The following is a 13750-nucleotide window of genomic DNA, read 5'->3' as shown; positions in this document are numbered from 1 at the left end:
TTATTTCCGGCGGCGATGCTTGCCGCGGGATCTCGATCGGCCTGTTTTCATATCGGGCTGGACGCGTGGCTTCTTCTCGCGCCGCGCCGGCTGGGCCACTTGGTCGGCGAGGATGAAATCGACAAAGCCCCGGGCGGTGTCGACCTTGGCCAGCGCCACTTCCACCTCTTCTCCAATGGTGTACTTCACCTTTCCGCCCCGTGTGCAGACCTGCGTCAGCTCTTCGTTGGCCACCAGCCAGTCGGAGGTGATGGAGGCGAAGGTGACCATCCCGCGCTGCAGCGAGTCGGGCAGTTCGACGATCATTCCCTTGCCTTTAATGGAAACAATGTAGCCCTTGAACTTTGCCGCTTCCGGCGAGTTTAGTATTTCGTTGTAGTACTCCATCCGCTTCTTTTCGGTGCTCTTTCTTTCAAGCTCGTCGGCTTTTCTCTCGGTTTCGTTGCAGTGGTTGGCGATCATCTCGATCTTATCCATCGAAAGCGGCAGCTGCTGGTTGAGTTCTACGGCCTTGAGCAGGCGGTGCACGAGCAGGTCGGGATAGCGGCGGATCGGCGAAGTGAAATGGGTGTAGTCGTCGAAGGCCAGGCCAAAGTGGCCGATCTGCGTGGCCGAATATTCCGCGCGTTTAAAGTTGCGCAGGATGGCGAGGTTGGCGGTGTATTCCACGGCAGTGCCTTGGGCGAGCTTAATGGCTTGGTTGATGTCCTGCCGGTCTTGCGGAAGCGCGGCGATGCCGAGCGCCTGCAGTTCCATGCCCATCGCGGCCCATTGCTCTTCATCGGGCTCTTCGTGGATGCGGTAGATCGCGGGTTTTCCCGCCGCCATCAGGGTTTCTGCGACCGCGCGGTTGGCGAGCAGCATGCAGTCTTCGATTAGCTGGTAGGCTTCCTTCGACTCGGAACGCGGCATCATTTTTTCAACCTTGCCTTGGTCGTTCAGCTTGATATCAATTTCGGGTGTATTGATTTCCACTGAGCCGTTGGCTACACGTAACGCGCGGATTTTCTGGACCAGCGGCCAGAGGTTTTCCAGCCGGCGCAGCACGTGCTCCGGAATGCCGTGGTCGTGCTTGCCGTCGATAAACTCTTGCACCTGCGTGTAGGTGAGCCGCGCCTTGGAGTGGATCACCGAGGGGAAGCTTTCGTAGCTGAGGATGTCGCCTTCGGGGCTGAGGTGCAGCTCGACGGAATGGGTGAGGTGGTCGTTTTTCGGGTTCAGGCTGCACACCTTGGTGGTGAGCTCCTTGGGCAGCATCATGACGGCGCGATCGACCAGATAGATGCTGTTGCCGCGTTTGAAGGCCTCTTTATCGATCAACGAGCCGGGGATGACATAGGTGGAGACGTCGGCGATATGGACGCCTAGCAGCCAGCCCCCGGCGGAGTGCGGTTCGAGCGAAACGGCATCGTCGTAATCCTGCGCGGTTTCGGGATCGATGGTGAACGTGTAGGCATCGCGCAGGTCGTGCCGGCCTTCCATGCGTTCGGGGGTGACTTCGCCGGATAGCCGGTTGGCTTCTGCAACAACGTCATCGGGGAACTCTTCGCGGATGCCGGCATCGGCCAGCAGGCTGTCGACATCGATGCCGGGGGTGGACATCTCGCCAAGGTCTTCGATGATGTTTCCGGTGAGCGGCTTGAATGGATCGACCCAGGCGTTGAGCTTGACGAGCACTTTGTGGTTTTCTGCAATGTTTTGCGCGTTGTCGATTCGTACGTCGTGTTTGAAGCCGGGTGCATCCGGAATGACGTAGCAGTAGTAGGGGGTCTTTTTAAGCAGCCCGACGGTTTGGTCGCTCGCTCGTTCCAGCACCTGGAGTACGCGCCCTTCGGCGCGCAGATCCTTCTGTCCGCGCCGCTCGCGCTGCCGTTCGGCATATTCGGAGTGGAACACCTCGATGGAAACTTTGTCGTTGGGCAGGGCAACGCCGGTATTGCGCTCGGAAATGTAGATTTCGGATTCACCTTCCTGCTCCGGGATGAAGATGGCTCCGCCTTTGGGCATGATCTTAATCGTCCCGGCCACTTGATTCGCCGTGTCGGGAAGCCCCCAGCGGTTTTTGCGAAGGCGGCTGACCTTTCCGGCGTCTTCGAGCGCGTAGAGGTCGTGCCGAAAATCGGTGCGCTGGCCTTTCGAGGAAATATTCAAGGCGTTGGCCAGCTCGTGCTGCTTCATCGGACGGTAGCCAGTTGCGGACATAAATTGGAGGATTTGCGTATCGAAGCTCATTCGTGTTTCCTTTACATTACTAACATGAAAATCATTTTTGTAAGCAGCGAGATCGTACCATTCGCATCGTCGGGCGGTCTAGGAGATGTTTGCGCGGCTTTACCCAAAGCGCTGGCCAAGCAGGGCGTGGAGGCCATCCGCATGATGCCGCTCTACCATGACATCGACCGTGAAAAATACGGCCTTAAAAAGTGCGATGTCGAACTGCACATCCCGTTGGGGCACGCTTGGTTTTTCGGCACGGTCTGGATGCAGGAGTTTAAGGGCGTAACCACCTATTTCATCCACAGCGCGGAGTTCTTCGACCGCCCGGGAATTTACGGTGCTCTCGATCACGGCTATGCCGACAATTTTGAACGCTTCCTGTTTTTCCAGAAGGCGGTGGTGAAACTCATTGACGAGTGGAATATGAAACCCGATGTGGTGCATTGCAACGACTGGCAGGCCGGCCTGGTGCCAATGCTGCTGCGCCACGGCCTTGGCGATTATTACCGCAATGGGAATGAAAAAACGCTGATGACCATCCACAACCTGGCTCACCAGGGCTGGGCGCCCGCTGAAAAGTTTTACATGACGCAGCTTCCGGACAGCTGCTACACGATGAACACGTTGGAGTTCTACGGAGAGATCAACTGCTTGAAAGGCGGCATCGTCGGCGCCACTGCGGTTAATGCCGTCAGTCCGACCTATGCCAAGGAGATCAAGACGGCCAAGTTCGGCTGCAAGCTCAACGGCGTGCTGTATCACCGGCAGTCCGTGCTTCACGGGATTCTCAACGGCATCGACACAGATCGCTGGAACCCGGAAACCGATTCCTATCTGCCGGCCAACTATTCCGTCAACAACCTAGGTGGAAAAGCGGTGTGCAAAGCGGCGCTTCAAAAAGCCGCGGGCTTAAAGGCCGATCCGAAAGCTCCGTTGCTGGGTGTCATTACCCGGTTGGTTTCGCAAAAAGGCATCGATCTGCTGGTGGCTTCGATCGAAAAAATCGTTGGCACCGGCGCACAACTCGTGCTGCTGGGCTCCGGCGATAACTACTATGAGGACATCTGTCGCCAATGGGCGGAGCGCTGGCCTGACCAGGTTTGCGTCTGGATTGAGTTTTCCAGCGAAAAGGCGCACCAGATCGAAGCCGGGGCGGATATTTTTTTGATGCCGTCCGAGTTCGAGCCGTGCGGCCAGAACCAGCTCTACAGCATGCGCTACGGAACCATTCCGCTGGTGCACGGCGTGGGCGGACTGGAAGATTCTGTTGTCGATTATGCCCAGAAGAGCGGCACTGGATTCAAGTTTTACGGCTATACGTCCGAAGCATTTTTCCAATGTTTGACGCGCGCGCTGAAGGCCTTCCAAAATGCCGCGCGATGGAAGACCCTGATGAGGCGAGCCATGAAACAGGATTTTTCGGTCGTGCACATGGCCCGCGACTACATCGCCCTCTATGAAAAACTTCTCTCAGGCAATGAAACGGTGGATTGAGCGACTTCTCAAACGGAAGAGCGAGCCCGCGCATTTAGCCTCCGGAAAATGGGGCGAGCAGCAGGCCGTTCGGCTGTTGAAATCCAAAGGCTGGAAGATGGCCGGACAGCGCGTCCGCGTTGGAAAACACGACGAGCTCGACATCGTTGCCGAGCACGAAGGCGTGCTGGTGTTTGTTGAGGTGAAGACCCGCAAGAACGAAAACTACGGGCGACCGTTTTCTGCCGTGAACAAGGAAAAGCGCAAACGCCTTTCCCGCGCTGCCGTGACCTACCTTAAAAAGAAAAACATCAAACCGGATTATATCCGGTTTGATGTGATCGAAGTTATAGGCGAACCGGCTGGCGATCCGCCGGAAATCCGGCACATCGAAAACGCCTTCCAGCTCGGCTCTGCCTACAAGCTTTGGTGGTAGCACGGTCCTTCGGGCCCGTGTATCACGCGCGACCGTAGCAAACGGCGCGGAGCACCATTCTATTTTGCTAGTGCTGGTGCTTTTCGCCGAAGTAGGTGTGCTCCAAGCTATGAATGAGTTCTGTCAGCTTTTCCACGTTCTTTAGGTCGGTGGTCTGCTTGGCCTTCATGGAATAGACGATGATCTGGTGCAGGGTCTTTAGGTTTTCTTCGTAATGCTCCATGTCGGGTTTGATGCGCTGCGCGAGGAAATAGTACGTCACGATTTCAGTGAGCTCATCGGCGTGCTTTTCCTTGTTCATCACCCAGCGCACGGTCTGGTTCTGGTTTTGGCCGGATTCAATCTGCTTCATCGCTTTTTCGATGGTGGTCACGTGCTCTTCCATCATGTGGATGCGCATTTGGTCGTCGTAGATGCCGCACGGGACCTGACAGTGGGCGCGAACCGTGGCGACAGCCGCAACGGCAAACAAGACCATAATGGTCGAATATTTAATTGCTTTCTTCATGGGTCTATTCCTTTTGTTTGGGGTTATCCGTTAAAGCGTATTGAAAATACGGTCGCCGGCGTCGCCGAGGCCTGGAACGATGTATGCATTTTCATTAAGGTGTTCGTCAACTGCGCAGGTAAAAATATCGACGTCCGGATGGGTGGCCTGGACCTTCGCCATGCCCTCCGGCGCGGCGATGATGCAGAGCAGGGAAATGGTTTGCACGCCCCACTCCTTGACCATGGCAACGCCTTCGCAGGCCGAACCGCCGGTGGCGAGCATGGGGTCGAGCACGAAGGCGATCGGTGGGGGCGAGCTGGAAAACTTTTGGTAGTATTCAACCGGCTGATGCGTTGCTTCGTCGCGGTAGAAGCCCAGATGCCAGACTTCGGCTTGAGGGATCAGGTCGTGTACGGCGCCCGACATGCCGAGGCCGGCGCGCAGGATCGGTACGAGGCCGAGTCGGCAGGCGAGCTGCATGCATTCCATCTTTTCCATCGGCGTTTCAATGTCCACGGGGCGGAGCGGCAGCTTTGCCGTGGCTTCATAGGCGAGCAGCAGGGACAGGCGCCGGACCTGCTCGCGAAAGATATGGGGCGGGGTGGCCTTGTCGCGCAGGGCGGCAAGGTGGTGGCTGACGAGCGGATGCTTTAGTTCGACGATCATGGCTCTCTCCGTTCGCTATAGGTCAAAGGTCTTAAAGTCCAAAGTCGAAACGTTTCGGAACCAAGTGACCTTCGACTTTTAACCATTTGACTTGCGACCTATTTTGCATATTCGACGCACCGTGTTTCACGGATAACCGTTACGCGCACGACGCCGGGGATTTTGACTTCCTTGGTGATCTCCGAGGCAATGTTTTTGGCCAGCAGCGATGCGCCGTGGTCGTTGAACTTCAACGGTTCGACCATGATGCGCACCTCGCGACCGGCCTGCACGGCGTAGCTGCTCTTGACGCCGGCGTACTGGTTGCAGATCTTTTCGATTTGGTCCAGACGGTGGAGGTAAAGGTCGGTGGCTTCCGCGCGGGCGCCGGGGCGCGCGGCGGTCAGGGCGTCGCATGCGTCGCATATGACGGCGTAGACGCTTTCGCGCTCCATGTCTTCGTGGTGTGCGCCGACGGCGTTGTAGACAATGCGGTCTTCTCCGTATTTGCGCATTAGGTTGGCGCCGATCACCGCGTGTCCGCCCTCCACCTCGTGGTCGACGGCCTTGCCGATGTCGTGGAAGATTCCAATACGTTTGGCGATTTTCGGGTCGAGCCCCATTTCAGCGGCCATGGTGCCCATGATGTGGGCAGTTTCGATGGAGTGGTCGAGTACGTTTTGCTTGTAACTGGTGCGGAATTTAAGTTTGCCGAGCGTATGCATCAGTTCCGGTGCAACTCCGGTGATGCCCAGTCCGAACAGAGCGTCTTCGCCGGCGCTGCGGATGGTGTCGTCGATCTCCTGCTTGACTTTGGCAACGGTCTCCTCGATGCGCGCCGGATGGATGCGCCCGTCTTCAATCAGCCGTTCAAGGGAAACGCGTGCAATTTCGCGGCGGATTGGGTCGTAGCAGGAGAGGACGACCACCTCCGGCGTTTCGTCGATCAAGACGTTGACCCCGGTTTCGGCTTCAAACGACTTAATGTTGCGCCCTTCCTTGCCGATGATGCGACCTTTGATGTCGTCGCTGGCGAGGGAGACCGAGCTGGTGGTGATGTCGCAGACGGTTTCGGCGGCATAGCGCTGGATGGACGTGGCTATGATTTCACGCGCCTTTTTCTTGGCGGTTTCCTTGGCGGCTTTCTGGGTATGGCGGATCAGGCTGTTGACTTCGCCTTGGAGCTCGTCCTCCATGCGCTTCATAATGGTTTTCCGGGCGTCTTCTTTGGAAAGGTCGGCGACCTCTTCAACGCGACGCACTTCTTCGGCCACGAGGTTGTCGAGTTTCTTCTGCTTGTCGATTAGTGATTCTTTGTGGTCGGCAACCTCGGTCAGGCGTCCGGCCAGCTGCATTTCCTTGCTGCTCAGCATGTCCAGCTTGCCGGTAAGGTTTTTTTCCCGCTCAACGACGCGCTTTTCCAGATCGAGAATATCTTTGCGCTGTGCGGTGAATTCGCGTCCCGAGTTGTCGCGTGCACGCAACACGGCGTCCTTGGCCTGCACTTTGGCCTCGCGACGCATTACGTCGGCTTCTTTTTGGGCTTCAGCGAGAATCGCCTTGGCCTGCTTGCTTGCTGCAATAGCGTTGGTTTTAGTGATGTAGGCGTGGAAAAAAAAGCCTAGGATCAAAAAACCAAGACTCAGCAACACGCCTTGTCCTGCGAATAATTCTTCCACGGTAAACCTCCAGTTTCAGGTTGAGCCACTCCCCGTAGAAAACCCGAAATGCCGTTCTGCATTCCATAAGTGGGTGGAGCGACCCCTTAATTTTTGAACGTACAGTGTATACTGGACAGTGGTTCTTGTCTAACGTTCGTTTCTAACTTTGATATTTTTTGTCTCAGTTGCAATAATTTGAACCGGCCTGTCGTAGGAGTCGCAGGGGATTTGGGGTAGAATCTGGAAATCGAAAGCCACGGCCACGATGTCGCCGGAAAAGCCATCCAGCAGGCGGTCGTAGTAGCCTCCGCCCCGTCCCAGCCGGTTTCCGGATGCATCGAAGGCCACGCCCGGCACGACCATCAGGTTGATTTCCTGAATGGCAACGGGGTTCGGGGCGACAGGCTCGGGAATGCCGTAGTTTCCGGTCTCGAAGCGGGTGTTTTCCGTGATTTCCGCCATTTCATAAAGTCTTGTTGATGAGTTGAAGACCGGTATGCAGGTGGTTTTTCCAAGCCGCCAACACTCGGCGAAAAGCGGTTCAAGGCGAACCTCCCCGCCGATGGCCATATAGAGCGCGACCGTCTTGGCGGATTGGAAGGCCGGGAGGGATTGAAGGTTTTCGATCGCTTTCGCACTCGCATCTTCAATCCAATCGGCATCCAGCATCTTGCGCTTGGCGGCGATGGTGGAGCGGAGCTGTTGTTTTGTTTGGGGCATAAGAATGGTTGGAGTGCAGATTTAAATTATTGCAACCTGTGGGAGGTTTACGAAGTGCTGATCCCTTGAGTACAAAATAAGATCGTGCTGAACGGCTAGCGCGGCGATCCAGATGTCGTTCGTTGGAATGGGTGTTCCCTGAAGGCGCAGCTGGGCAAAGAGTTTCGCGAAGTGATGGGTTGTGTTTTCATCCGCAAAGAGAGGCGTAACTCGGGGGCTGTTGAGAAAGAGGGTGAGATATTGTTCGTTTTTCCGTGCCATCGTTCCGCAAAGAAAGCCACTTCTCAGCTCCGCCAGCACAATGAAGGGAATATGGATTCCGTCGGCATTCTGGATCATATCCATGGCATCGGGTTTTGCGTCGCAGAGATCCCGATAACGGTTCGTATCAATCAGGAGCCTCATTTCCAGAGATCCTCGTCGATCCGGTTGAATTCCTCCAGGGCGGCTTCGCAGGAAGGGTCGGACACCCAGCTTCCGGCCATGAAATCGAGATCGTGGTGCTTTTGATCCGATGTGCCGGAACCTTTTTTCAGCGTTTCAATGACCGCTTGGTTCAGGGAGCATCCCTCACGAACGGCATATTCACGGACCGCTTCGTTAACCTCAGACGGAATCGAACGAATCGTATACTGGATGGATTCTTTTTTATTCATGCATGCATTGTATGCATGCGTGCATGCATGTCAAGAATCGGATGGATTGATGGATTGATGGATTGATGGATGTGTGGACGAATTGCGCATCGAACGAAAAAAACAGTCCACGCGCTGATATCCAGCCGAAAAAAAACCAACCTGAGAATCAATCCCCGCAGATCGGCATCCCGTTCTGCGGGGAGTCAGTGGACAGGTTTGAAAGCGGCATCACGCATAACGAGTCTGAGCTTGCGAAAGACCACCCGGCGCAATCCAAAGGTCTATTTTTTCTTTCTCAACGAATTCCAATATTCAATGCGTTTGCGGATGGTGTCTTCGTAGCCTTGGCTGGTCGGTTCATAGTAGACCTTGTCGGTCGGAACATATTGCTGGTCGACAAAGTGCTCGTCGCCGTTGTGGGCATATTGGTATTTCACATCGCCTTTGTCGGGCTTCGGGCCACTCTGAAGATGTTTCGGAACGGGGAGGGTACGGCCGTTCTCAATATCGCTGAGGGCTTGGTTGACGGCCATGTAGGCGGCATTGCTCTTGGGTGCGCAGGCGAGATAGGTCGTTACCTGCGAGAGGGTAATGCGTGCCTCGGGCATGCCGATAAAATCCACCGCCTGCATCGCCGATACGGCCAGCGTTAGTCCGCGCGGGTCGGCGTTTCCGATGTCTTCAGAGGCCAAGATGATCAGCCGGCGCGCGATGAAGCGCGGGTCTTCACCGGCGTAAAGCATTTTGGCCAGCCAGTAGACCGCCGCGTTCGGGTCGGAGCCACGCACGCTTTTAATGAAGGCGGAAATGGTGTCGTAGTGCTCGTCTTCGTCGTGGTCATAGACCACCGCCTTTTTCTGTACCGACTCTTCGATTTCGTGGCGGGTCAGATGGACGGTGCCGTCGTCTTGCGGCGACGTGGTTAGCGCCGCGATTTCCAGCGCGTTCAGCGATCTGCGGGCATCGCCTTCGCACACCGCCGCCAAGTGGGCGAGGGCGTCGTCGCTGGCCGTGACCAACCCGTTCAGCCCAGTCGAGGCGGTCAGCGCGCGTTTAAGCACGTTGATGATGGCGTCTTCGTTCAGGGCTTGGAGCTGGAAGATTTGCGAGCGGGAGTTGAGCGGGGTGTTGATGAAAAAGAAAGGGTTGTGCGTGGTGGCGCCGATCAGGATGATGTCGCCGCTTTCTACGTAAGGGAGCAACACGTCCTGCTGCGATTTGTTGAAGCGGTGGATCTCGTCGATGAACAGGATGGTGTCCTGCCCGTTCATCTTTTTCCAATGGCTGGCTCCTTCCAGAATCTTCCGCAGGATGGCGACGTTGGCCAGCACGCCGCTGGTGCGCTCGAACCGGCGGTCGGTCGTTTTGGCAATCACCTCGGCCAGCGTGGTTTTTCCGCACCCCGGCGGACCGTAGAGGATGATGCTGCTGAAGCGGTCGGCCTCGATGGCGCGGCGCAACAGCTTGCCTTCGCTGAGAATGTGCTCTTGGCCAAGGATGTTGTCCAGCACTTGCGGGCGCATGCGCGCCGCCAGCGGCGCGGTGCCTGCACCAGCCTTGGCTTTCGATGCTTTAGGTTGGCCGGAAAATAAATCCATGCAGGGAAGATAGCGGATTTTGGGGGAAAGAGAACCGCGAATTCGCGGCTGCAAATGAAAAATGAAGTTAAGGAAAAGGAACCCCGCGTTGGCCGTCTTTTAGGCGGACCTCTATCACCGTGGTGACAGATGTGGGTGCGAATCCGACCGGTCTCCGGAACCCTCCCTTTTTCAAGGGCATGCAGGCGCCAGTCCGAAGCATAAGCTCCCTTTTAATAATCATTGGGTAAGAGGAAGTGCCTATTTTTGCGAACCACGTAGGGCAGTTTCCTTTTCCTTAACTTCGGTTTAGAAGGTAGCATTTTGGGTGGTGTTAGACCATGAAAAAAAGCGGTGCGGCTGGTCTTTTGTTGTGTTGGAAATTGCTAATTAGCGTTGGGCCAGATACCTTACGCTCATGGATTTTTTTAAAAAAATGCTGCATGAAAAGGATCATCCCGGGATTCAGTTCCTAAAGTATGTATTTTGTGGCGGATGTGCGTTTGCCGCTGACGTCGTGACCTTCTTTATTGTGGCTTGGCTTTTTTTTCCCGCGCTGACTGAAGATGATGTTTTCGTGCGTATTTTCGGTCTGCAGGTGGCGCCGGTTGATGAGCATCTCCGCGTGGTGAACTTCCGTATTTGTACCGGCATTGCGTTTCTAGTCTCGAATATGACCGCGTATGTGCTGAACGTGCGTTTTGTGTTCAAGGCCGGCAAGCACAGCCGCTGGAAAGAGCTTGGCCTGTTCTATCTGGTTTCCGGCATCAGCATCGTGATCGGCATGGAGGCCGGGGCGATGATGATCGGCGTCTTTGGCCTCTCGACGAGTTTCTCCTACATGGCCAAAGCCGTATCGGCCACCCTGATCAACTACGCTGCCCGCAAGTTTTTCATCTTCCACGGCTGAATGATCCGCTTTAAAAAAGTGCGCAATAAAATCTGCATCCCTCCGTTTTACACTCATCAAGCGAAATGCATCTATCAAACCCAAGGAGGTAATGCATATGAATACGCAAGCATGGAAGATCGCAGGGATGGCCGTGGCCGTCATGGGTACGTTGACGCTGGCTGAAGCAAAGCTGGAGAGTGACGAAAGCGGGCAGGGTAACCGGCGGCAGAAAGGCCAGCAGTTCAATAAAGGTGAACGACCAAGCAAAGAGGAAATGCTGAAAAAATTTGATGCCGACGGCGATGGAGTTCTTTCCGATGCCGAAAAAGAGCAGATGAGGAAGTCCCGTCCGCAATCCCGCCCCGAAGCTGCGGAGGGCCGTCCTTCTCGCGAAGAAATCACCAAAAAGTTTGATGCCGACGGCGATGGCGAGCTTAACCAGGAAGAACGCGCCGCCATGCAGGCTGAAATGAAGAAGCGCGGTGGACGAGGAGGCTCTGGCGGCCCCGAAGGAAATCGTGAAGAGATGATGAAAAAGTTTGATGCCGATGGCGATGGCCAGATCAGTACAGAAGAGCGCTCTGCCATGCAGGCTGAGATGAAGAAGCGCGGTGGACGCGGAGGCCCGCAAAGCCAGGGCGGAAGCCGTGGGGCAATGATGAAGAAATTCGATGCTGACGGCGATGGGCAGCTTAGCGATGCCGAGAGGGACGCGATGCGCAAAGAGATGTCGGCGCGCCATAAGAAAGATTCCAAATAAAACATTCATACCGGATTTGGATTATAATCCGGGGCGGCACACGGGCACCTTCCCCTCCCGTGTGCCGTTTTTTTGTTTTCTATGAAATAGGAGGAAATAAAAAACCCCGGTTTGCACTGCAAACCGGGGTTTAAATTGGAGCGAGCGAAGAGATTCGAACTCTCGACAACCACCTTGGCAAGGTGGAGCTCTACCACTGAGCTACGCTCGCCTTTTCCTTAAAAAAGGAAGCGCCATTATTAGAATCCGCGTTTTGTTTGCAAGCACAAATATTTCAAAAATTAAACGGTTTCCTGCATTTATGGTCGAACACCGTGGATTGCATCGGTTTGTGCGGATCGTCTATTCTTGTGGAGGATGGTTTTTTTTCGCCTGCATGCGGTGGGTGTCGGTTCTTGATCTGAAAGGCGATAGGGTGGTATAAACTGGGCAATTAATGGAAGAGGCAGATTGAGCATGCAAAGTTTAAAAACCAAGAACGCATTAATATGGAGCGACCGGTGGCGCCTGGGCGCGCTGTCTAAGAGCGAGATGATGAATATTGGATTCGTTTCCGTGATCATCGGGTTTTTGTTTGTCTTGTTCCATTTGATGGGAAACCGGGTGGAAAATGTTCAAAGCAGCTCGGCGTTCACTTGGATGATTGCTCGTTGGGGCGACAAGCAGTCGTTCGGCGCCGACTATTCGCACGGCTACTTGATTCCATTCGTGAGCCTCGGGGTAGTTTGGTTTAAGCGCGATGATTTTTTTGCCGCGCCGAAGCAGATATGCCAGATGGGCTTGCTGGTGATTGTCACTGCGTTGGCCATGCATTGGCTGGGTGCGAAAATGCAGCAAACCCGTATTTCGCTGTTGAGCCTGATTCTTTTGATGTGGGGAATTCCGCTCTATTTCTTTGGATGGAAAGTGGCCAAACTGCTGGTTTTCCCCTGCGCTTATCTCATTTTTTGCGTGCCTCTGAACTTTTTGGATTCGTTGTCGGGACCCTTGCAACATATTGCTACAGGGATGGCCCATTCGATGCTCAACGGGCTTGGCATTGAATGCGAGCGGGTGGGGACGCAATTGATGTCGCCCTACTTCCAGCTCAACGTGGAAGCGCCGTGTTCTGGCCTGCGCTCATTGCTGGCGATGACCGCTCTAACGGCTGTCTACGCCTATTTTACGCAGCAAACCTTCACGAAAAAATGGTTGCTGTTCCTTTTTTCGATTCCTATCGCCGTGGCCGGAAACATTGGCCGCATCATATCCATTGCCCTTGTTTCGATCACGGCCGGACAGCAGTTCGGCACGGGCTTGCACCATGACTGGTCAGGGTATGTTCTCTTCACCGTATCGATCAGCCTGATGGTCGGTTTCGGAAAATTGCTAAACGTAAACTACAGGGAGCTTTTCTCGACATGGAAAAAAGCCTACTTAAGCCATTCCTGAGCATTGTTGTTCTGATGACGCTTTCCATCTTTGCACTGGCCTTCACGGTTGGCGTAGAGCTTGACTTTGTTCCCGGCATTAAGATGTCGCTCCCCAGCAAGGTTGAGGGGTGGGACGGCAACGAGCTGCGCTTCTGCCATAACCCGGAGCTGTGCGCCAAGGACTACCGCGATGCGTCTTTTTATGTCAGCGATCTGGAAATTCCGGATATTTGCCCCAACTGTGGATCGAAGCTGTTTACTATGGCGCGTGCCGAAAAGGAACAGCTTCCCGATGACACTGAATTCGTAAAGTCTGCCTACACCAACGCCGCCGGCGCCCGTCTGTTTGCTTCGATCGTCTTGAGTGGAACGGCTCGCGACAGTATTCACCGCCCGCAACGCTGCCTGAAAGGGCAGGGCAACAACCTCGACGGCGAACATACGATAGAGGTGTCGTTGGAAGGGCGAGATCCGCTCAAAATACGGATCATTAAAACTTCGCGAACCTATCGCACCGCTGAGGGAAACGTGCCGTACTACGGCTACTATGCCTATTGGTTTGTTGGGCAGGACCGGGAAACCCCGTACCACCTCGGCCGCATGTTTTGGCTGGCGTGGGACCGTGTCGTGCGCAGCAAGGCAAACCGCTGGGCCTACATCGCCGTGTCCGGTACGCGTGAGAAAGAGGGGAAGGAGTACGAAAAGGAAATCATCGACTTTGTTCAGCATGTCTATCCTTATTTGCTCACCGATACCATGCGCGAGAAGGTCTATCACCACTAATCTTCCAGCTCTTGGAAGTTGCGAACGCCCGCAGTTTATTTATACT

Annotated in this window: 14 protein-coding genes and 1 tRNA gene; 6 read left to right on the top strand and 9 right to left on the bottom strand. The window is 55.0% G+C overall.

Annotated features, from left to right (window positions below):
- The gene (rnr, locus tag SCARR_RS10690) at nt 1-2232 is read right to left on the bottom strand and encodes a ribonuclease R (RefSeq protein ID WP_136061571.1); all 2232 of its coding nucleotides are present in this window, start codon (nt 2230-2232) and stop codon (nt 1-3) included.
- Nucleotides 2233-2256: 24 nt separating this feature from the next.
- Between rnr and glgA the strand changes: the two genes are divergently transcribed.
- Together glgA and SCARR_RS10680 are read left to right on the top strand one after the other, a co-directional pair.
- Nucleotides 2257-3711 carry a glycogen synthase GlgA gene (gene glgA / locus SCARR_RS10685; RefSeq protein WP_136061570.1) on the top strand — a complete coding sequence of 485 codons (1455 nt, stop codon included), beginning with the start codon at nt 2257-2259 and terminating at the stop codon, nt 3709-3711.
- Entirely contained in the window at nt 3695-4126 is a 432-nt protein-coding gene (locus SCARR_RS10680) for a YraN family protein (protein WP_168433231.1), read from the top strand. The genes glgA and SCARR_RS10680 overlap by 17 nt, the downstream gene beginning before the upstream one ends.
- 67 nt (nt 4127-4193) lie before the next feature.
- Here SCARR_RS10680 and SCARR_RS10675 read toward each other — a convergent pair whose 3' ends face one another.
- The 7 genes from SCARR_RS10675 to SCARR_RS10645 all read right to left on the bottom strand — a co-directional run bounded on the left by SCARR_RS10675 (nt 4194) and on the right by SCARR_RS10645 (nt 9878).
- On the bottom strand, nt 4194-4634 hold the full coding sequence (locus SCARR_RS10675; protein ID WP_136061568.1) for a superoxide dismutase [Ni]: 441 nt from the start codon (nt 4632-4634) through the stop codon (nt 4194-4196).
- 30 nt (nt 4635-4664) lie between these two features.
- Entirely contained in the window at nt 4665-5282 is a 618-nt protein-coding gene (gene upp / locus SCARR_RS10670; RefSeq protein ID WP_136061567.1) for a uracil phosphoribosyltransferase, read from the bottom strand.
- 98 nt (nt 5283-5380) lie between these two features.
- Nucleotides 5381-6940, bottom strand: a complete 1560-nt coding sequence (gene rny / locus SCARR_RS10665) for a ribonuclease Y (protein WP_136061566.1) — start codon at nt 6938-6940, stop codon at nt 5381-5383.
- Between the two features lie 129 nt (nt 6941-7069).
- Nucleotides 7070-7642: a 5-formyltetrahydrofolate cyclo-ligase gene (locus SCARR_RS10660; protein ID WP_136061565.1), complete on the bottom strand. Its 573-nt coding sequence runs from the start codon at nt 7640-7642 to the stop codon at nt 7070-7072.
- 21 nt (nt 7643-7663) lie between these two features.
- A complete protein-coding gene (locus SCARR_RS10655; protein ID WP_136061564.1) occupies nt 7664-8047 on the bottom strand; it encodes a type II toxin-antitoxin system VapC family toxin in 384 nt (127 codons plus the stop codon).
- The gene (locus SCARR_RS10650; RefSeq protein WP_136061563.1) at nt 8044-8298 is read right to left on the bottom strand and encodes a hypothetical protein; all 255 of its coding nucleotides are present in this window, start codon (nt 8296-8298) and stop codon (nt 8044-8046) included. The genes SCARR_RS10655 and SCARR_RS10650 overlap by 4 nt, the downstream gene beginning before the upstream one ends.
- A 263-nt stretch (nt 8299-8561) precedes the next feature.
- Entirely contained in the window at nt 8562-9878 is a 1317-nt protein-coding gene (locus SCARR_RS10645) for a replication-associated recombination protein A (RefSeq protein ID WP_136061562.1), read from the bottom strand.
- 415 nt (nt 9879-10293) lie between these two features.
- Between SCARR_RS10645 and SCARR_RS10640 the strand changes: the two genes are divergently transcribed.
- Together SCARR_RS10640 and SCARR_RS10635 are read left to right on the top strand one after the other, a co-directional pair.
- Nucleotides 10294-10767, top strand: a complete 474-nt coding sequence (locus tag SCARR_RS10640; RefSeq protein WP_168433229.1) for a GtrA family protein — start codon at nt 10294-10296, stop codon at nt 10765-10767.
- Nucleotides 10768-10864: 97 nt separating this feature from the next.
- Nucleotides 10865-11509 (top strand): EF-hand domain-containing protein, encoded by a 645-nt coding sequence (locus tag SCARR_RS10635; RefSeq protein WP_168433228.1) that lies wholly within the window; start codon nt 10865-10867, stop codon nt 11507-11509.
- Nucleotides 11510-11645: 136 nt separating this feature from the next.
- On the opposite strand, the gene SCARR_RS10630 is transcribed toward SCARR_RS10635, so the two are convergent.
- Nucleotides 11646-11720 (bottom strand) — tRNA-Gly (locus SCARR_RS10630).
- A 245-nt stretch (nt 11721-11965) separates the two neighbouring features.
- On the opposite strand from SCARR_RS10630, the gene SCARR_RS10625 reads away from it, so the two are divergent.
- Together SCARR_RS10625 and SCARR_RS10620 are read left to right on the top strand one after the other, a co-directional pair.
- The gene (locus SCARR_RS10625; RefSeq protein WP_136061559.1) at nt 11966-12940 is read left to right on the top strand and encodes an exosortase/archaeosortase family protein; all 975 of its coding nucleotides are present in this window, start codon (nt 11966-11968) and stop codon (nt 12938-12940) included.
- Nucleotides 12910-13704: an exosortase-associated EpsI family protein gene (locus tag SCARR_RS10620; RefSeq protein ID WP_136061558.1), complete on the top strand. Its 795-nt coding sequence runs from the start codon at nt 12910-12912 to the stop codon at nt 13702-13704. The genes SCARR_RS10625 and SCARR_RS10620 overlap by 31 nt, the downstream gene beginning before the upstream one ends.
- The last annotated feature ends 46 nt before the right edge of the window (nt 13705-13750 follow it).

The organism is Pontiella sulfatireligans (genome assembly GCF_900890705.1).
Classification (GTDB): domain Bacteria; phylum Verrucomicrobiota; class Kiritimatiellia; order Kiritimatiellales; family Pontiellaceae; genus Pontiella; species Pontiella sulfatireligans.
This window is presented reverse-complemented; position numbering and strand designations above follow the sequence as displayed.

Bases quoted from the DNA above. Each gene is read 5' to 3' on its own strand.
- SCARR_RS10620 (WP_136061558.1), top strand. From the start codon at position 12,910: ATGGAAAAAAGCCTACTTAAGCCATTCCTGAGCATTGTTGTTCTGATG.
- SCARR_RS10640 (WP_168433229.1), top strand. From the start codon at position 10,294: ATGCTGCATGAAAAGGATCATCCCGGGATTCAGTTCCTAAAGTATGTA.
- upp (WP_136061567.1), bottom strand. From the start codon at position 5,282: ATGATCGTCGAACTAAAGCATCCGCTCGTCAGCCACCACCTTGCCGCC.
- SCARR_RS10645 (WP_136061562.1), bottom strand. From the start codon at position 9,878: ATGGATTTATTTTCCGGCCAACCTAAAGCATCGAAAGCCAAGGCTGGT.
- SCARR_RS10655 (WP_136061564.1), bottom strand. From the start codon at position 8,047: ATGAGGCTCCTGATTGATACGAACCGTTATCGGGATCTCTGCGACGCA.
- SCARR_RS10675 (WP_136061568.1), bottom strand. From the start codon at position 4,634: ATGAAGAAAGCAATTAAATATTCGACCATTATGGTCTTGTTTGCCGTT.
- glgA (WP_136061570.1), top strand. From the start codon at position 2,257: ATGAAAATCATTTTTGTAAGCAGCGAGATCGTACCATTCGCATCGTCG.
- SCARR_RS10635 (WP_168433228.1), top strand. From the start codon at position 10,865: ATGAATACGCAAGCATGGAAGATCGCAGGGATGGCCGTGGCCGTCATG.
- SCARR_RS10680 (WP_168433231.1), top strand. From the start codon at position 3,695: ATGAAACGGTGGATTGAGCGACTTCTCAAACGGAAGAGCGAGCCCGCG.
- SCARR_RS10660 (WP_136061565.1), bottom strand. From the start codon at position 7,642: ATGCCCCAAACAAAACAACAGCTCCGCTCCACCATCGCCGCCAAGCGC.
- SCARR_RS10625 (WP_136061559.1), top strand. From the start codon at position 11,966: ATGCAAAGTTTAAAAACCAAGAACGCATTAATATGGAGCGACCGGTGG.
- rnr (WP_136061571.1), bottom strand. From the start codon at position 2,232: ATGAGCTTCGATACGCAAATCCTCCAATTTATGTCCGCAACTGGCTAC.
- SCARR_RS10650 (WP_136061563.1), bottom strand. From the start codon at position 8,298: ATGAATAAAAAAGAATCCATCCAGTATACGATTCGTTCGATTCCGTCT.